Consider the following 17,912-nt stretch of genomic DNA (forward strand, 5'->3'; position numbering starts at 1 on the left):
TCATCCTTTCCGTGGCAGCTCGTAACGATTTCGGCTTCCTACAAATCGATTACTCGCTGCTCCTATACCGACTAAAAAGAGTACGATCGAAGCCCCAAGCAGAATGAAAAGTGGCAGGTTCCAACTATTTGTCGCATCATGCAGATATCCTATAAGGGCAGGGCCGATTGCGGCGAGAAGATATCCGACCGATTGGGCCATGCCAGACAGTTCCGCTGCTTGATGCGCATTTTGCGTGCGCAACCCGAAAAACATCATGGACAAACTAAAAGCGAAGCCTCCACCAATTCCGAGCATGATGATCCACAACAGAATGATATTGGAGCTTCCGTAAAGAAGTCCGAGCGTTCCCGTCATAAGCAAAATGGTTGTGATGACCACTAATAAACGTTGGCTTGACATGCGCCCGGCAATAACGGGGACAATAAAGGTAAATGGGAGCATCGCTAACTGCATGATCGAGAGGTACCATCCTGATTGGTTGGGGTCGATTCCTTGCTGCTTTAAAATTTCAGGCAACCATGCGATCAACACATAGAACACCATGGACTGTATACCCATAAACAACGTTACTTGCCAGGCAAGCGGGGATCGCCAAACATTCACATCGTAGCTGACCATCCTTTGACTCGTCGTGGCTGTTTGTTTTGTTTGATTTCTTAATTGGGGTAGCCAACAGAGGATCGATACAAAGCTTAGAATCCCCCAAATTCCCAGTGCTCCCTGCCATTTTAGACCTGCGTTCACGGCTAGCGGTACACTGATCCCCGATGCGATTGCTCCACATAAATTCATTGAAATGGAGTAAACACCTGTCATGGAGCCAATTTTATCCGGGAAATCCCTTTTGATTATACTTGGCAATAATACATTACATACGGCAATGGCAAATCCAAGAACTGCTGTCCCAATAAATAAATTAACTGCGCCAGATAATGAACGTATGACAATACCAGCAGTCAGAAAGATTAGGGCAATCAAAATGACACGCTCAACCCCATATCTTCGTCCTAATTTTGGTACTAGAGACGATAATAAAGCAAAGGCGAGCAAGGGTACCGTTGTGATCAGGCCTGCTAATGTATTTGAAATATGAACGTCATCCCTTATAAGACTCACTAAAGGACCGACTGAGGTTAAGGGAGTACGTAAATTAGCTGCGATAACAATAATGCCGAGAATGATCAGCCCTATAGAGGACGGTATGTTTTTTTGTTTATTCGGCATTCTTCATTTCTCCTTCCTGAATTCTTACGTATTGTATTTGCTTCCTGCTGATTGAAAAAATTTGCTATAACATTCGCGCGAACAACAAAAGTATATTATAATATACTAAAATAAACAATAAATATTTTATAACATGCTTTATCTCGTCTAACAAAAAAAATACAACTCTGAATTCCCGTCATGGAATTCGGAGTTGTATTTAATAAGTGGATTTTGGGTCTTTTAGAAACCATATTTTAAGGATATATGGAGCACTGTTTCGCTATTCGTATGATTGGTATAAGAGTGAGGACAATCTGCACGAAAACTGATTGTATCATATTGATTCAATGTGTAAGTCTCTCCATTGACTTGTATCTCAATGGAACCCGTCATGACTGTCGCAATTTCAGTTGTATTCACATGATGACCTTCAGGGTAATACGAGCTATTTGGTTGTAGGTATGCCCGACACATTTCAATATCGTTGCTTTTAAAGACTGGTTCAATGATCCAATTTTTTTCATCATTAGAAAACCGTAATCCTTCGCCTGCTCGATACAAACTAACAGGGGTCTCTGATTTGAACAAAGCCAATAGCGGTAAAGATATGCCTTTTGAAATTTTCCATATTATTGCTAAAGTCGGATTTGTCTCGCCACGTTCGATATTTCCAAGAGTAAGTTTGCTTACGCCAGTTATTTCCGATAAGTCGTCTAAAGTCATGTTTTTTTCTTTTCTGTACTTTTTCAATGCACCGCCGATTTGTAATACAATTTGTTTTGATTCATCGATTTCATCCATTTGATATTCACCTCAACAAAAAACTATATAGCTAGTATATTGTTTATCTAGATTCTTTTCCATACGAGACCCGTGTGAGCCCAGTGGATTTCCACACTTCCCTAACGTACTTAAAATGTTCACAAGTTCAATATAAAATAAAATCTAGATAAAAGTTGAAGGTTAGTTTTGTCGGAATTCCTGTAGCCTAATTAGGATATTAACGGCTGCCACCACTTTCTTTAAAACGAGTGCTTCAGTGATAATTCGCTTGAACGGGCCCGTTAATGCGTTTTTCGCCCCCACGTTACCCTTTATGTCACATTGATGACTAATTCAAAAATCCTCTATCTTTATTAAGCTAACCTGCCTGTTAAAATTTGTGTACCTGTCTGTCATTCAGGATTTATACAATAACGAGATTGTAGCTTGGCATCTATCGGAACGAAATGACCTCGCTTTGGTTCATGAAACGCTGGATCGACTCCGTCAGCACGTGGATGTGAATGGCGTAATCCTACACTCGGATCAAGGATTTCAATACACGTCAAAACCATTTAACCGTAAACTGAAACAACTCGGCATGCTAGGCAGTCACTCTAGACGAGGAAATTGCCTGGACAATGCCTGTATCGAGTCGTTCTTCTCTCATTTAAAGAACGAGAAAATATACTTGAACGAGGCAGCAAACAAAGCGGAGGTTGAACAGCAAGTGAATGAATACATTCTGTTCTATAACCAGAACCGATTCCAGAAAAAATTAAACGACCATTCCCCGGTAGAATACCGGGAAACGGTCGCAGCTTAAATCATGTCTTTTTTGTACTGTCTACTTGACAGGATTATGACCAATTATGTGGCTCTTTAAGCTTTAGACAAACCTATCGAAAATTGATGCGGAAAGCCCGGTAACCCCTTGAACATGAGAACACCCTCACTGACTAAAAACCAGATTCTGTACACGATATAAGAATAACCTACGAATTGACGTGACATTTCCAATATGCTGAATACGACGTCCCCTGCTGTAACCAGATCACCAGAATGGTGCTGCTCTTGCAGTTCAGCGACCGTTTGTAAGATAAGCGCATCCATTCGATCCTCTTCGCAGCCGATGACCCTGTCCTCTTCCCAGAATCGAAGGACATGATCCTGTCCTGCCAGCTCCAGCCATTCGGATTCGTACCGTTTCCTCAGATCCGAATCAAGCGGGATCCCATCACCGTAAGTTTTAACGATTTCAATGTAAGTCTCCCGCTCGATCCTGGACTGATAGACTGGAGTCTCGCCCTTATTTTGCTGCAAACTCGATTCTCTGAGAATTTGCGTCACGTTCACGACATGAACGGGTTGTTCCCGCTCCCTCAACAAATACAACGCGAAGCGAAGCCCGGTTTGATCGTGGGCGTTATCCGCGCACCATATGACCACGGTCTTGCTCTCCGGTATGGATTTTAGCGTTTCTATCATGCGCTCGATTTGGTGATCCAGGTTGCTCGTGTAGGAAAAGTAGGAGTCTCTGTCATGTTCCATCAACCAAATTTGCCTGCGCTGCTGCCCTTCCGCTGTGCTTAAATCCCTGATGGGGCCGGTGGAAAAGCAGTCATTAAATGCTAATACGCGGGATTTCTCCCGTTTCCCCACTTGACTGAGCGCCACTTTTAATGAACCGGCATTCGAGAGACTGAAAATGATATGAACATGCGTTTGGAGATTCTCCTCCTGCAGCCGCTCATGGTGAACGATCTCTGCATGGCGTTCGATCAGCTTGTACAATCGCTCGGCATCCCTCTTCTCTTCATGCCCGCCGTTCGTGGCATCCTGGATCGCTGTGTTCAGCAACCGACGAAGTAAAAGCCAATTCTCTCTTTCCCCAAACCCTTGCAATTTCTCGTATAGCTTATCGATAAGGATCCCTCCGAAGCGAAGTTCAACTATTTTGTCACTCCTTGTTAGTCGAGCAGCTGCCGCGTTTGGAAGCAGCATCCAATACCGATTGGATCGTTTGCTCCTCCAAGTATTGATTCAACTGCCGTTCCGCACCGTCCATCACCTGTTTGACCAGACATACGCAAGTACCCGGCTTGTCTTCGTTCCTGTCGCTAGGTTTCTCTTCGGTCAGCAATCGATGCTGCTGCGAATTGAGATTGGAGCATTCATACAACTGCTGCCTTCCTTCGATCACCTGGATCACTTCTAAAAATGTAATCTGCCGGGCCGGTTTTGCCAGTTCATAACCTCCGTTTACCCCCGGCACGGCACGCACGATACCATCCTGTCTCAGCTTGGACATGATTTTGGACAAATAGCTTTCCGAAACGCCTAGTGTCGCAGACAGCTCCTTGATTCCGATGTTGTGGTCACGCTCCGATTGAGCCAGATGAATTAAGGCGTGCAGAGCATAATCAACGCTTTTGGAAAACTGTATGACGGTACCCTCCTTTGCTTTATTTCATTTACCATAGACCCATGATATCCATTATATTGATTCAGTTTCTTATTTGCAATGAATCCGCGAGGGTCAGAATAAACCATGGCGACTTCCTCAAACAACAAAGACCAGGACCAAGCAAGAATCATTAAAAGATATTACCTTCAAGAGCCGCCCTAATTTTATGCTTAGGGCGGCTCTCCTACCTCCCACCACCCTTGTGTTCAGGGAGATGTGCTCTTCTCCAGTGACCTGGCAATCCATTAGCTTCGAAGCAGTGAAACATAATTCACCCATCTTTAAAGCGTCCACGATTAAGCTTTACTCCGGAACCTCAAACATGAAAAAGCCGCCAAAAGGGCGGCTTCGCAAGCGCAGCTTCATACGCTTCTATGAATCTCGGTTAATGTTTATCAAGTTAATGCGCCACCTATTCATCAATAGGCACGCCTTGTTATTTGGTCATATGGCTATTGTTCGAAGAATCGTATAATCCCGATGTGTTCTTGAACCATTCGAATATATGGGTAACGCAAACCTTGAGAACAGCATAGCCGGGTACGGCCAACAGAATGCCAACCACGCCAAACAGATTACCGGCAGTCAGTATGACAAAGATAATCGTAATCGGATGAATCTTAAGCGTTTTGCCCATAATTTGCGGAGAGATGAATTTGCCCTCGATCAACTGCACGATCGTCCATACCGCGATCATCTTCAGCAGCATGACCGGAGAAGTGACCAGAGCCACAATCAACGCGGGCGTGATCGCAATGGCAGGCCCCAAATAAGGGACTACGCTGGTGAACGAGGCGATAATGGCAAGAATAAGCGCGTAATCCAGGCCGATGATCATGTACCCGATGTACAGCAGAATACCGATGCAGACACTGACAATAATCTGACCGCGGATGAACGAACTGATCTGGTGATTGATATCCTGAAGCACATGCAGGATCCCCGAACGACTCCGGGTCGGCAGGAACGACAAGATTTTCTGAGGAAGCTTTTTGCCGTCTTTCAGCATATAGAACAGGACAAAAGGAACCGTAATGATCGACAACACAATCTCCGTAAACGCGCCAAGGAAACCTCCTACCTTGCTCCATGTCGAGTTCAGGATTTCGGTTGCTTTCTGCGTTATCGTGCCCCACCATTCCTGGGAGTTGATGTTCACGGCCTCCTGCAGCTGACTATACAACTGGCTGCCGGTCAGCTCTTCAAACTGTTGTCTGACCTTCTCGCTGTAAGTCGGGAAATTGTCTATCAGACTCATAATCTGGGTGCGGAGCACCGGAATGACCGCCAGCACCACAACCGTCAAAATTCCGGCAATCAACAGATATAATATCAGGATGGACCATCCGCGCTTGATTTTCCTTTTTTCCATCATATCCACCAAGGGATTCAGCAAATAATACAGGATTCCGGATAAAATGATCGGCAGCACGATCGTCTTGATCAGAACCGCGATCGGATGCAGCACAAACGAGATTTTGCTTAATACCATGACGTTTAAACCGACCAGCAACAGAACAAGCAAAAGCAGTACAAACTTATTGTTTAGAAAAAAGCGCTTGAACCGATCCGGCCAAATGCGAGGTTGCTCCATATATGTCCTCCCTTATTTAGGTTTATCGATTCCAGACACAAAACTTGCATCGATGCAAGCCACCCATGGCGTCGAGATCATCGAGCACAGATTCGCTAACTCCATTCTTTTAACTATAATGTTTCTTCAGGGCACATGTCCAGTCAACCAAGGGCCAGGCATGAGGGGTCGCATGTATGGACGGTCATCTCATGATGGAATAAGCCTGCGTGTCATGAAGACACACAGGCTTAGGGTGTACGAACACGCTTCACCCACGGTTTTATAAGTACCGAGAAATGATGCGCACTAATTTTGCGGGCAGCTCATTCAGGTTGGTAATGTCCAGAAACCTCTCGGCTCCATAAATCCGGCTAATGACATCTTTGTCTTGTCCGATGGCGGCAGCCAGAAATTTGACTCCTTTTCTTTCGTATTCGGATAAGGTCTGCTGCATGTCTTGAATGGCAAGACTTCCGGTATAGTCTTCCATCGCCTTAGGCTGCCCGTCGCTGATGCTGATCATCAACTTGGTTTGCTTCGGTGAAGCTGCCAGCCGTTCCGCCATGATCCTTAACGCCATGCCATCCCGATTGTTGCTTCTCGCGCGGATTCCCATCAACCTGAAGCGATCGCGAACATCCGGATGATCATAGTCGGCATAAGCGAAGATCGACATCTGCTCCAAGCGGGACACATCGGCCGTATCGCCGTAGATCAGAACAGGAATATGGCAAATCTGACAAAATTCATAGACTGCGATGACCGCACGCTTGGCTGCCTCCAATCTACCGAACGCAGCCATCGATGCGGATTCATCGACCCTCAGTCCGACCACAAGACCAGGGGATTCCGTCGGAGGACGTTTCTTGGCAAATAACCTGAAGTCCCGGTAGGCTACGCTGTCTGCCTGGAATTTTGATCCAAAGTATTGGTTTTTGGCATACTCCGCGGTGATTTCGTGCTCCAAGAGCGGCAGCGTTTTTCTGGCAATTTCCCGTACAACCGGCATAAGTCCCTGACTTAACCGCCCATATTCCTCCTGTTGGTTCGGATCATAATCAGGGCGATGAACGATCAGTTTTACCGACCGATGAAGGGAATCGGACACGATTTCTCTGGAAACCCGATTCAGCTTTTTGCGGAAATCCCTTTCCTTCTGCTTCTCCTCTTCCGACATGGGCTCAGGATTAGCCTGGTGATAATTCGGCGTGCCCTCCTCGCCCGAATCCGTGCTCTCCATCTCCGCTGACTCATCCGATGAAAGGGATGTGCTGCCTTCGCTCTCAGCGGATTTTTTTAACCGGATTCCTTCTTCCCCGGCTTGCTGATCCGGATTGGAGTCAGCATCCATATCGATGTCCCAGGTTGAGATCTCCACGGCATCCCCTCTTCGTTTGCTTGGGGGTTCAACCGGAATTTCTCCCAGCAGCCCCAACAAGCCTTGGCCTTCCAACGCATCTTCCAGCAGTTTGATTTCTTCCGGATCGGTCGTAATCTTGTAGATCACTTTGTGATAAAGGGATTCTCTTGCAGAAGCCCCCTGAGCCACGGCATCCGCCCAATAGAAATAGGAACGCATGCCGGCAATCCCCTTCATGGCATTGACCCGGGCTGTTTTGTCTAACAGAATGATGACCCTTGCGAGAATGTCCAGCATTTCATTGTCCTCGCAGCCGATTTTGGCCTTTGCGCGCTCCATCATCATCTCCTTGGTTGGCAGATCTATTTTCTCCGAATGCTGTATCCTGTCTCGCAATGCTTCATTTAGCGGCCTGGATCCCGCATAACTGCGGTTGGCCGTGATCACCGCAATGAAATCCGGATGCCTGTGCACGATGCCCATCGGCAGATTCAGCGTGCCGCCGAGCTCCAGCGCGGAATTCAGCGCCATTAATACGGCAGCATCACGTATCACGTTCGGTTCCTGTATTTCCAGCAGATAGCCGTTCTGAAAGGCTCTGACGATCTCGGAAGCGTAGAATCGATATTCTACCGCCTCATTCTCCGCGGCATTCGCGGCGAGTTTCAATACATGCTTCATCTTCGCTGAAGCATGCTCCCGCGAAATTCCCAAAGCCTCCATTAGAATCTCCGTCGAGCTACGAAAGCCGTCACTATCGTATAGGGCTCTCAAGGCAGCCTGGTCGGCAGGTTCCAAGTGCTCCATTCGATCGGTAGTAATGACCGGTAAAATGGCTCCGATAATATCCGATTTATCCATATCGGCAAAACATGTGACTTTGGTGTAGGGGAGCCTGAAGTTTGCGGACAATGCTTTGGCGAGCTGCGTCTTTCCGGATCCGGCATCCCCCTCTAACAAAACATTGGCGATTTTCATCTCGCCCCGATCCCAATTCCGCTTAATTTCATTCGAGATTCGCCGTTCTTCCTCACTTACTTTATGCGTTAACGGTTTTGTCCAGACAAGGCTCCTTTCTTCTTCGGTCAATGCTCTCCCGGGAGACAACACGTAATATTCATTGTCATTCTGTTCTTGCATAACCTCTCGCCTCCAAGCTTTTCCCAGCGTGGAAGGACACTCTCGTTCCATTCCCCCGCTATCTGGGATGCCTCCTCATTATTCGTACCCCAATTCTTTCAATGCTCTGGTTAATGTCCGCAGTCTTTCACCAATCATCTCGCCGTTATCGCTCAATGCCTCGTTGAACAGCCTGATATCCTCATGGATCTGTTCGTTGTCCGTGCATACGGCTACCGTCATGGCGCTTCCCTGCAGCCCGATCCGGTCGATCACGGGATTCTGCGGATCATAGAGCTGCTCGTATCGATAGGCTTCGCTAAAATGCCCCAGTGCGCTGCAAACGAGAATAGACAAATCCAGGATGCGATGAATCGGAAGCTCTAACGATTGTTCGGTTGCTTGCTCTTCCGCATCTCTCCATACTCTGGCGGCAACATTTGCCCGGCCTTCCTCCTGGCCTTCCTCATTACCTTGAGACAGTCCGAGGGATAACGCCCTAACATCTGTGGCGCCGGCAAACCGCCCGTCGACCTCCCCGTAATTAGCCGACACAATGACAGGCTTATGATTCATAGAAGCGTGAATGTTCATCATTTCTCCTCTTTTCTCAAAAATGGATCTTACGCAAATAATTCAAAGTGCATCGTTTGCCATAAAACATATAAGCAACGACCATCGATCATTATTATAATAAACATTTTTATTTTTTGTCCATTTATATAATAGACATATTTTAATTTGTTGTAAACACCTGACTAGCAACGCCTAGCAAAGCGTGAATTTATGAATTGAACAAAAAAGAAAAGAAGCATCCCCATGTTCAGGAGATACTTCTTCGGAATTAATGATGATCTGTTTCACCGACAGCTCTCAATTTCAGCTGCTTCGTTGCTGGAACAACGGAGGTAACCCTATTATTTACCTGCCAAAAATTCATCCAGCTGCCGCTGTATCTCGGCGACATACTCGTCAATCCCAGCCGCCTTCAGCTTCTGGATGGCTTTGGGATACTCTGTCTCAAAATCGACAAATCCGGAACGGATCGCAGCTAGATCTTTGCCTGCGACTTCTTTCAAGGACGTTTCGATTAACTTAACCTTTTCGTTATTGAATCGGAATCCCAAGGATTCGGACCGTACAGCCTGATCGTCCCAGCTCTTGTATTGATCGATGGATTCCTGAGCCACGTTCGGCCCGAACAATTGGTAATTCTGGTTTCTAAACATCCATTCATAGAAGAATTCGCTCGGGGTGAGCTTATTGATTCTTCCGTCCACGATCTCGTAGTCCTTGCCTTCGACGCCATAGAGAGCAAACTGGTAATTTTCCTTGGATTTATAAATCCAGTTCACAAACTTCATGGCTCCTTCCGGATTCGGGGCATTGACTGGAATGCCCAGAACTTCCCCGCCTGTGGCAGTCACATAACGCGGCTTATCCTCGGCTAGCAGGTAGGTCTTAACCTCGGCATCCGGGGCATTGGCTTTAATGGCATCGACGATTTCCATTTCCTTGCCCAGAGATCCTTCCACCCATAAATATAGGCCGGTCTGCATGCGGGAGTCTCTCTCGTTGTATTTGATGGTCAAATCCTCTGTGTATAAACCTGCTTTATACATTCCCCGGTTAAATTTCGCCACTTCCTGGAATGCTTCCGTTTCATAATAGCTGTATGCTTTCTTGCTGTCTTCCCCGAATACAACCAAATCTTCGACGGCGATCCAGTTATATTGTTCATCGGTAAAATATCGAGTCAACGGTTTGAAGATAATGTCGGCGGGTCCTTTCATTTCAGGAAACTTCTCTTTCGCCTTGGTCGCGAATTCTTTTAAATCGTCGGGTGTCTTCACGTCGGTCATCCCCACGGCTTCGAGAATATCCTGGCGGACGGCAACCAGCTGGTACATGGCCGAGGAAGGTGCATAGGCCGACGGAATGCCGTGAATTTTCCCATCGATGGTTGCGCCTTGAAGCTGTTCCATCGGCAAAACTTTCAACATATCCTGACCATATTCCTGGATTAAATCATCCAGAACCATGGCTTGTTTCTTATTGACGATCGTCGAAAGGTCCGGAAGACCATCCCAATATAAATCGATCGGTTCGTTTGCGGCCAGCATGATATCTTTCTGTTCCCAATACTGGGCCCACGGCACATATATGACTTCGACCTTTAGACCGAGATCGGCAGCCATTTTCTCTGCGAATTCATTGTTTAAAAATTCGTTCATGCGATCGCTTCGTTCCCCCGGATACAAAATCGTGACGGTTTCGAGCGCGGCTGCCCCCTCTTTTTTGCCGCTGCATCCTGCCATTACCGAAACGGATGCGATCAATAAAACCAACAAGATCAGCATTTTTTTTGCTTTCATGAAAGACCCTCCCTATGAAATGGTTAATCTATGTTAAAAGCCTGGATCGGCCAATAACCACGCAGGTGTCTATTCTTTTACCGCTCCGGCCATAATCCCGTGCACGAAGTATTTTTGAATGTAAGGATACAGGAAAATGATCGGACCGATCGTGATGACCGTAATGGCCATCTTCACGGTTTCGGCAGGCAATGTGATGTTGCCTGATGCCCCTGACGGAATTCGTCCGGAACTTATCGCATTGACGTTCGACAGAATGTTGTAGAGGAAATACTGCAGCGGAAACAAATCGCGTTCATTAATGAAGATCAGTGCGTGCCACCAATCATTCCAATATTGAAGCGCATACATTAAACCTACCGTCAGCAGTGCGGTTTTGCTTAACGGAAGGGCTATTTTGACATAGATCGTAAAATAATTGGCGCCGTCCATCTCGGCCGCTTCATATAAAGATGGAGAAATGCTTGCAAAGTACGTTCGCATCAGAAACATGTTCCATACGCTGAATATGGACGGCAGGATCAAAGCCAGAATGCTGTTCTTCAGCCCGTAATAATTGACGCTGACCATGTACCACGGTATCAAGCCGGCCGAGAAGATAATCGTAAAGTTGCTAATGAAAGCGAGCACGTTGCGATATTTCAGCTTTTTGATAGATAGGGAAAATGCAATCATGCTGGTAATCAACAGAGCACCGAACGTCCCCACAGTGGTTACCAACAGGGTAACGCCGTAGGATTTGAGCAGTTTCATCCCACTATTAACAAAGATATATTTATATGTATCCAAGCTCGGGCTCAGAGGGATGATCGAATATCCGTTTCTCGCAACGGCCTGTTCCGAAGAAAAGGACACGCTTAACGTTAATACAAGAGGATACAGACAAACGAGTGCGAATAAGCCAATGAATGCATAGGCAAAGCCAATCACCAATTTATCGCCAAGCAATCTATTCTTTTCCATCATCAAAATAGACCCTCTCCGTCGTTTATTTTCTTAGCGGATTTGTTAGCAGCCGTAATCAGGATCAAGCCCATCAATGACTGGAATAGCCCGATGGCCGTCGAATAAGAAAAACCCAGCGTACGCATCGACTGATAAACGTAGGTATCGATGACCGTTACTTCTTCAGCCAGGACCGGGTTGTTGCCAACGATACCGTAAATCATCCCAAAGTCCCCGTAGAAGATTCGCCCGACGCTCAGCAAGCTCAAAACGATGATCGTTGGCTTCAGCATGGGCACGGTCAAGTAAAGAATCTGCTGCAATTTGTTGGCGCCATCCACCTTGGCCGCTTCGTATAAGCTCCCGTCAAAATTGGACATCGCCGCCATGTAGACAATGGAACTGTAACCGCTCCATTTCCAGACGCTCGACAGAATGATGATCCACTTCCAATACTTTGGCTCCGAGTACCAGGAGATCGGCTCTGCACCGAAGAATTTCAGAATATGATTCGCTACGCCCACATCCGTGGAGAAGATTCCGTACAGAATCGCACCGACAACAACCCAAGATATGAAATACGGAAAAAACATCATGCTTTGCGCGATCTTTTTGTAGGCCTTATGCCGGATTTCATTGATCAGAATGGCAATGCTAACAGGAATGATAATGCCTAAGATAAGACCGAAAAAGTTGATATACAGCGTGTTATAGGTAACCTTCCATCCCATGCTGTTTTCCGAAAAAAAGTATTTGAAGTTGTCCAGACCCACAAATTTGCTGCCGAAGATGCCGTCGACCACATTGAAGTCGGTAAACGCCATCCATATCCCGGCAAACGGGATATAGGAGAACATGATCAGCACGATCAGTGCGGGCACGCACATGAGATACAGGATCCTGTGTTTTTTTATTTCATAGAGAAATCCCTTGATTGCCGAACTCATTCCATCACCCCTTTGCATGTGATTACACGACTATGCTGTAATGCCTTGCTGCAGCTTCATCTTTAGTTCATCCAGATCGATCACGGTACCGGTAATTCTCGCCTCTTCCGCGGCATAGGCCATCATATGGCTTTCAACAGACATGTCGATGGAGGATCTGCTGCTGAAGTCGGCATTCCCCAGATTCTCCAAGAAGTCATTCATCAGACCGGTATCGCCGCCGTTATGTCCGCCGCTCACCGTTGCCGGCCGAATGACGGTTTGCTGAACGGGTTCTGCCATATTGGAGTTAAAGCGGGTGACTTCGATAATGTTCAAGTTATCGTCGCCTCGGATTTCCCCATGCTCGCACATGATTTTGAGCGTACGGTACATTTTGTTGGTGAATCCGCTTAAATTAAACGTTGCCGTTACCCCGTTTTTGAACTCGATCAGGGTGACTTGATGGTCGCATACATCATTGTCAAGCCGATATACGCAGCGTCCGTAAGGACTCGTTGCTAGCGCTTGGAGCAGTCCCTCTTCGCTCTGATCCGCCGAAATGACGGTGGCGGGCCATTGGCCCCTTATCGGCAAATAGGCTTTTCTTGCGTCGAATCGGCAGTTCGCGGCTGCCTTACAATCGAGGCATCGTTCCGCACTGCCTGCCGGTGCATTCTCCTCTTTGAAATACGTAAGGCCTCCATACGAAGAGATCCGTTTCGCCCCGCTGTCCACAAGCCAGGATAGAATATCCATGTCATGACAGGATTTCTGCATGATGATCGGGCTCGCCAGATCGCTTCTTCTCCAATTGCCTCTTACGAAGGAGTGTGCCATATGGAAATTGCCGATGTTCTCGTTGTGCTGTATGGTCACGATTTTCCCGAGTTCATTGCTATCGATGATTTTCTTAATTTCCGCAAAGAAGTTCGTATATCTGAGCACATGGCATACAATCACCTTGCGGCCTTTTTCATTGGCTTTTTCCTGGATTCTCATGCATTCTACCGGACTTGGTGAAATGGGCTTCTCGAGCAAAATATCATAACCAAGATCAAGCGCCATCATCGTTTGCTCGTAATGGTCCTTGTCCATAGAAGAGATGATGACGGCATCGCAAATTTTCCCCATTGCATAAAACGCATCCACGGATGCAAATTGTTTCTCCAGCGGAATCTGAAACTCATCCGCCGCTGCCTTTCTTCTGCCGGCATCCGGCTCGATGACCGCCACGATTTCCTCGCTTTGGTAAGCGTGCCTTGAATAGATCATCCCTCTTTGTCCTGCGCCTATTAATGCTAGTTTCAACTCCATAACCTCCAGCAAGCTCGTATTTGTCTAGATCGATTATTCTTGTCCCGGTATCTGGGGATCTTCCAGGGGATAATATCCTTCCGGATAATAGGTGTCCCATATATTCTTGAGCGGATCCTCACGAGCGGCTTCGACTTGTATCGTACCCATCTCATAAAAACCATCCCGTTGCCGGTTCTGTATATTCAGCGTGAGTGAAGAACGGTCTTCGAAGCAGAGCGCTATGCCAAGCGAATAGGTTCCCGCTGCGATGTCCTGCAAGTGTACGATCTCGTTATGGACAAGGTCGCCGGTTAACCAGGAATGCGTTGCCGCGTGCAGCGGAAATTCATAGGACACGTCTTCCTGCTTTAGCTGCAGCTGCAGCTGAAACTTCCGATAGATTCTGGAGCTACCCGAGTTTACGAACCAGAATCGCAGCGGCAGGCTCCCGCTGCCGGACACCGTTTCCGGGTAGGTTAGCCGACGTAAAGCAAGGTTGTAACCAAGCCCTAGGTTTACGTTGGACATCCCGGCATGCCAGCGATAGGCTTCCCGTCTGATATGGGAACCGCCCGCTTCCTCGGTCACATGGAGGAACACCGGGTAGCTCTTCCATACCCGCTGCAAATGATGTTTGGCAAAGGCTTCGCAGCATTCGATCCAATTCTCCTCGCTGCACTTCACCAGCAGGCCAAAGCCGCGGCCGCGCTCCTTTAAATAATGAATCAGCGGTTCATTCTGCAAATCTGCAAGCAGTACCTGGGATCCAAAGGAATCGATATAGGCGTTCCATTCTTCCTTGCTGTTTGCCAAGGTCGAGATCATAACGGCTGCAAGGCGTTTATCCGAATCGATCATACTCCCGACTTTTCGGATCAATGCCGCATAACATGCTTCGTGGTTATCCTTCGCCCATTCTGGCAGGTCCGGCGTCAGGAGAAGAACAGGATTCGTAATCGCTTTCAGTACTTTGTCGATCCCTCCGAGCTTAAACTCTCCTCGGGCAGGTTCTAGTTCCTTCCATGAAAAAGCCGCGTATTCGAATTGGCCGTGACTTGTATCGCACTCTTTGACCGACGAGGGCTTCGGCCTGATTTTGACGGTTTTGTACTTCTCGTGGCTCTCAAGCGAATATTTCCCCATCCTCTTCGCTCCTTTGTAAATGACTGTCAACGGTTCCGCGGAACAACTCTATATCAGCGTCGGTTATATAAGGCATGCTGCCAATCCGGCCGATATCTTCCTTCAGCACGATCATGCTTAACGTATTGAATCGGGCTCCGGTCCGCATATACTCAGCAGCCGCTCGTTGCAGCGAGGTCGTATATTCGCCGGGATTCAACGCCGGATCAGCATTACGGTCTCCAAAGACTTCATAGCGCAGCATGCCGTCCCCTTCATCGGTGGGGTAATTATAAAACTGCCGTTGAACGTGAACGATATTGCTTTTTTCATTGTCCAAAACGAGCGATAGCCTGGTATCATAAAGCCAACTTGAACTCCAGAAGCCTCGGATGGGCAATTCCGGAAAATATCGATCATAGAAATCGATGGCCATCGCCATGGAATATCTCAGCCTGTCCGGCGTGTACCCGGGCCCGGAAGGAATGTGAAGCGCCAACAGGGTATCCCCTTTTTGAAGCACGGTATCCCAGTCCTTCTTTAAGATCGGCGTCGTTTCTCTTTCGACGAATCCCATGGGATTGATTCGATTCGCTATGATGAATTCGGCATTCTCCTGCCACTCCGATGTGAAGCGGCCTTGCGGATCATAGACATCGTTGATTCCGTTCCGCTGTCCATCGCTGCGGAAATCTTCTCCGGGATGGCGAAAGGCAAGCACTTCCTGCGTGTCCCTGTGACGGAACATGGTGAAGGAATCCTCGAATCGGTACGGAATAAAATAGAAGCGGTCCAACAGAAAGATAGAGCAGGTATAGAAATTCATCACCCACGGGAAATCATGAACCTCGGCATCGCCCTGCAGTGCCAATTTTTCCATTTGCAGCTTCAGCGGCTGATGCGGAATGTCCTCATAATAGGTTAGGGGTACGGAACGTTTCTCCAGCATCTTCATGGAAGGCACCACGCAGGCGAGCAGCAACAAAAATGAATATAATTCGCCGTACTTCTTCATGCATGCGGGCGTCATATTGGTATAATGGGATTCATCGCAGCGATTGCGCGCCGAGCACAGATCCTCCACCAAAAACTTGGTGAAATGAAACAATACGGCATCTTCCTCTATCGCTAAAATCCCTTGTTCAATCCATTGCCGAGTCTCCTCGGGAGTCTGATATCGCTCAAAGATTCCGGACAAGAAGCCCCTTGGTATGAGATGGGGCTCGCCATCCGGTAGATAGCGATCATATTTTGCTTCCAATCCATCAGGCAGATAATCAAATTCACAGATCGCTGTTACTTCTTTATAATTCATCGGCCTTTCCATTAGCCTGCCTCCCCCTTTCGACGAATAGCTTACCCATCGGGTAAAAGCCGTCCTGATATCCCGTGATTGCCAGCTGGATATTCCCGATTTCCTTCACGCAAGTTTCGATGCCAATCTCCAGCATATACTCGCCCGCCGGCATATCGTTAGGAAGTGAAAACCTTTCTATCCAAGCAATATCCTCATCCGGGAGCCATTCCCTGATGTCTTCGCTGCTATGCAGCGTATACGATCGACATTGGCCGGTTAACCTCACCGCCAGCGGATAACGATGATAAATCGGAGCGACACCGACATTAGCCCACAACGCTTCGATGTTTAGCTCTCCGCCAACGTCCGCTATCGAATCGTACGCGAATTTCCTTAATTCGAAGCGGTAACCCATCTTGTTAATCCAAGCCTTGACCTTCTCTTTCCACGGTTCCGGCACTACCGTCCCTTTGTTGTTAAAGGATGAAATATGCCACTTGAGCGTTTCCTGTATGATATAGTCGATATCCCAGCCCTGCAGATACCAGTCATTCATATGCCAGCATGCTTCGAACAGGATCGGCGCTTTCTCCCAGGCATCGCCCATCTCAAAATTTTGAATATTTTGCGGATAGAAATCGGTCATATGCGACCACTGATCGCCATGAAAGCCGCCCATATCCCCCAAGCAATCCACGCGAAATCCGACTTTGGCTTTGCGTTCATTTATGATCCGGATCGACAGCGGATCATGAAGCAGTGCCTGGAGAGGCGTTATTTTAAAACCGTCCAAGTAAGCATCCGTTATCTGCTTAATCGCGTCAGTCGTTAGAAATTCGGTTCCGCCGCCTTCCCCCCAGGCTCCGACTATGGTCAAATCGATCGAGCTGATAAGCGGATGGCCGTCAAAGCGGTCGGCAAACGCCTTGATGAAATCAGACCAATACTCGGCATATGGCGTGGTCAGAGGGTCTACTCTCCAGAACGGAAACTCGGGCTCCTCCGGATATTCGGCCCGGAACCAAGACGGGATATCGTCTTCTTCGCTTAATGCGTACGGCGAACAGCGTACCACGGCAGTACAGCCTAATGATTTGGCGTAATCCAGCTTTTCCTCCAGTACGCTCCAGTCGTAACTCCCTTTATCCGTTTCGATGTCACGCCAACGAACGCTGCAGAAATATACTTTGCTGTCCGGATGATTGCACGTCCTGCTGTCTTCCGCAAACTTGTATTTGCGCTGCGTTTCCCCCCGGTTATCAACAATCCGTTCCGGATCTCCCATCAAGCCCGGCGCCGTGGTAAAGCCAATGCCCGGATTGGTCAACATTTCATCCGATATCATTGGGTAAACCGTTACTCTCTTGCTCATCTCCCAACTCCCCCGTGTACTAAACAGAACCTTTTGTTTGTTACGTCGTTTGTTACGTTAAACCTGTTTCATTACACAATTTG

General features: G+C 47.5%; 15 protein-coding genes. 1 reads left to right on the top strand and 14 read right to left on the bottom strand.

From position 1 onward, the window contains the following. A complete protein-coding gene (locus tag BMX45_RS27250) occupies window positions 1-1,227 on the bottom strand; it encodes a CynX/NimT family MFS transporter (RefSeq protein ID WP_090913458.1) in 1,227 nt (408 codons plus the stop codon). Between the two features lie 222 nt (window positions 1,228-1,449). Continuing rightward, on the bottom strand, window positions 1,450-2,010 hold the full coding sequence (locus BMX45_RS27255; protein ID WP_090913460.1) for a helix-turn-helix domain-containing protein: 561 nt from the start codon (window positions 2,008-2,010) through the stop codon (window positions 1,450-1,452). Window positions 2,011-2,359: 349 nt separating this feature from the next. Here BMX45_RS27255 and BMX45_RS27260 point away from each other — a divergent pair, with 349 nt between their 5' ends. Then, window positions 2,360-2,797 carry an IS3 family transposase gene (locus tag BMX45_RS27260; RefSeq protein WP_302847933.1) on the top strand — a complete coding sequence of 146 codons (438 nt, stop codon included), beginning with the start codon at window positions 2,360-2,362 and terminating at the stop codon, window positions 2,795-2,797. Between the two features lie 56 nt (window positions 2,798-2,853). Here the strand turns inward: BMX45_RS27260 and BMX45_RS27265 are convergent, their stop codons facing one another. From BMX45_RS27265 to BMX45_RS27320, 12 genes are all read right to left on the bottom strand, one after another. Then, window positions 2,854-3,831: a DUF1835 domain-containing protein gene (locus tag BMX45_RS27265; RefSeq protein ID WP_254778297.1), complete on the bottom strand. Its 978-nt coding sequence runs from the start codon at window positions 3,829-3,831 to the stop codon at window positions 2,854-2,856. Between the two features lie 100 nt (window positions 3,832-3,931). Further along, complete coding sequence (locus tag BMX45_RS27270) at window positions 3,932-4,417, bottom strand: RrF2 family transcriptional regulator (protein WP_090913468.1); 486 nt, start codon at window positions 4,415-4,417, stop codon at window positions 3,932-3,934. A 457-nt stretch (window positions 4,418-4,874) separates the two neighbouring features. Continuing rightward, window positions 4,875-6,032 (bottom strand): AI-2E family transporter, encoded by a 1,158-nt coding sequence (locus BMX45_RS27275; protein WP_090913470.1) that lies wholly within the window; start codon window positions 6,030-6,032, stop codon window positions 4,875-4,877. A gap of 262 nt (window positions 6,033-6,294) precedes the next feature. Further along, entirely contained in the window at window positions 6,295-8,514 is a 2,220-nt protein-coding gene (locus BMX45_RS27280) for an AAA family ATPase (RefSeq protein WP_090913472.1), read from the bottom strand. Between the two features lie 78 nt (window positions 8,515-8,592). Then, the gene (locus BMX45_RS27285; RefSeq protein WP_090913474.1) at window positions 8,593-9,087 is read right to left on the bottom strand and encodes a DUF6530 family protein; all 495 of its coding nucleotides are present in this window, start codon (window positions 9,085-9,087) and stop codon (window positions 8,593-8,595) included. A 323-nt stretch (window positions 9,088-9,410) separates the two neighbouring features. Beyond that, the gene (locus BMX45_RS27290) at window positions 9,411-10,868 is read right to left on the bottom strand and encodes an ABC transporter substrate-binding protein (RefSeq protein WP_090913476.1); all 1,458 of its coding nucleotides are present in this window, start codon (window positions 10,866-10,868) and stop codon (window positions 9,411-9,413) included. A gap of 69 nt (window positions 10,869-10,937) precedes the next feature. Continuing rightward, window positions 10,938-11,834 carry a carbohydrate ABC transporter permease gene (locus tag BMX45_RS27295; protein ID WP_090913478.1) on the bottom strand — a complete coding sequence of 299 codons (897 nt, stop codon included), beginning with the start codon at window positions 11,832-11,834 and terminating at the stop codon, window positions 10,938-10,940. Beyond that, on the bottom strand, window positions 11,834-12,760 hold the full coding sequence (locus BMX45_RS27300; protein ID WP_090913480.1) for an ABC transporter permease: 927 nt from the start codon (window positions 12,758-12,760) through the stop codon (window positions 11,834-11,836). The genes BMX45_RS27295 and BMX45_RS27300 overlap by 1 nt, the downstream gene beginning before the upstream one ends. A gap of 30 nt (window positions 12,761-12,790) precedes the next feature. After that, window positions 12,791-14,056 (bottom strand): Gfo/Idh/MocA family protein, encoded by a 1,266-nt coding sequence (locus tag BMX45_RS27305; RefSeq protein ID WP_254778299.1) that lies wholly within the window; start codon window positions 14,054-14,056, stop codon window positions 12,791-12,793. A gap of 33 nt (window positions 14,057-14,089) precedes the next feature. Beyond that, on the bottom strand, window positions 14,090-15,181 hold the full coding sequence (locus tag BMX45_RS27310; RefSeq protein ID WP_090913484.1) for a DUF4832 domain-containing protein: 1,092 nt from the start codon (window positions 15,179-15,181) through the stop codon (window positions 14,090-14,092). Further along, window positions 15,162-16,487, bottom strand: coding sequence for an acyltransferase domain-containing protein (locus BMX45_RS27315; RefSeq protein ID WP_090913486.1), 1,326 nt, complete (start codon window positions 16,485-16,487; stop codon window positions 15,162-15,164). Before BMX45_RS27315 ends, BMX45_RS27310 begins: the two co-directional genes overlap by 20 nt. After that, window positions 16,465-17,829, bottom strand: coding sequence for a DUF4832 domain-containing protein (locus tag BMX45_RS27320; RefSeq protein WP_090913488.1), 1,365 nt, complete (start codon window positions 17,827-17,829; stop codon window positions 16,465-16,467). Before BMX45_RS27320 ends, BMX45_RS27315 begins: the two co-directional genes overlap by 23 nt. Window positions 17,830-17,912: the final 83 nt, after the last annotated feature.

It is taken from the genome of Paenibacillus sp. cl141a (assembly GCF_900109305.1).
In the GTDB taxonomy this organism is placed as follows: Bacteria; Bacillota; Bacilli; order Paenibacillales; family Paenibacillaceae; genus Paenibacillus_AQ; species Paenibacillus_AQ lautus_A.

What these genes read in the sequence shown, in the direction of transcription:
- BMX45_RS27285 (WP_090913474.1), bottom strand. Translation starts at nt 9,087, where the DNA reads ATGAACATTCACGCTTCTATGAATCATAAGCCTGTCATTGTGTCGGCT.
- BMX45_RS27320 (WP_090913488.1), bottom strand. Translation starts at nt 17,829, where the DNA reads ATGAGCAAGAGAGTAACGGTTTACCCAATGATATCGGATGAAATGTTG.
- BMX45_RS27315 (WP_090913486.1), bottom strand. Translation starts at nt 16,487, where the DNA reads ATGGAAAGGCCGATGAATTATAAAGAAGTAACAGCGATCTGTGAATTT.
- BMX45_RS27290 (WP_090913476.1), bottom strand. Translation starts at nt 10,868, where the DNA reads ATGAAAGCAAAAAAAATGCTGATCTTGTTGGTTTTATTGATCGCATCC.
- BMX45_RS27275 (WP_090913470.1), bottom strand. Translation starts at nt 6,032, where the DNA reads ATGGAGCAACCTCGCATTTGGCCGGATCGGTTCAAGCGCTTTTTTCTA.
- BMX45_RS27255 (WP_090913460.1), bottom strand. Translation starts at nt 2,010, where the DNA reads ATGGATGAAATCGATGAATCAAAACAAATTGTATTACAAATCGGCGGT.
- BMX45_RS27280 (WP_090913472.1), bottom strand. Translation starts at nt 8,514, where the DNA reads ATGCAAGAACAGAATGACAATGAATATTACGTGTTGTCTCCCGGGAGA.
- BMX45_RS27305 (WP_254778299.1), bottom strand. Translation starts at nt 14,056, where the DNA reads ATGGAGTTGAAACTAGCATTAATAGGCGCAGGACAAAGAGGGATGATC.
- BMX45_RS27250 (WP_090913458.1), bottom strand. Translation starts at nt 1,227, where the DNA reads ATGCCGAATAAACAAAAAAACATACCGTCCTCTATAGGGCTGATCATT.
- BMX45_RS27295 (WP_090913478.1), bottom strand. Translation starts at nt 11,834, where the DNA reads ATGATGGAAAAGAATAGATTGCTTGGCGATAAATTGGTGATTGGCTTT.
- BMX45_RS27300 (WP_090913480.1), bottom strand. Translation starts at nt 12,760, where the DNA reads ATGAGTTCGGCAATCAAGGGATTTCTCTATGAAATAAAAAAACACAGG.
- BMX45_RS27310 (WP_090913484.1), bottom strand. Translation starts at nt 15,181, where the DNA reads ATGGGGAAATATTCGCTTGAGAGCCACGAGAAGTACAAAACCGTCAAA.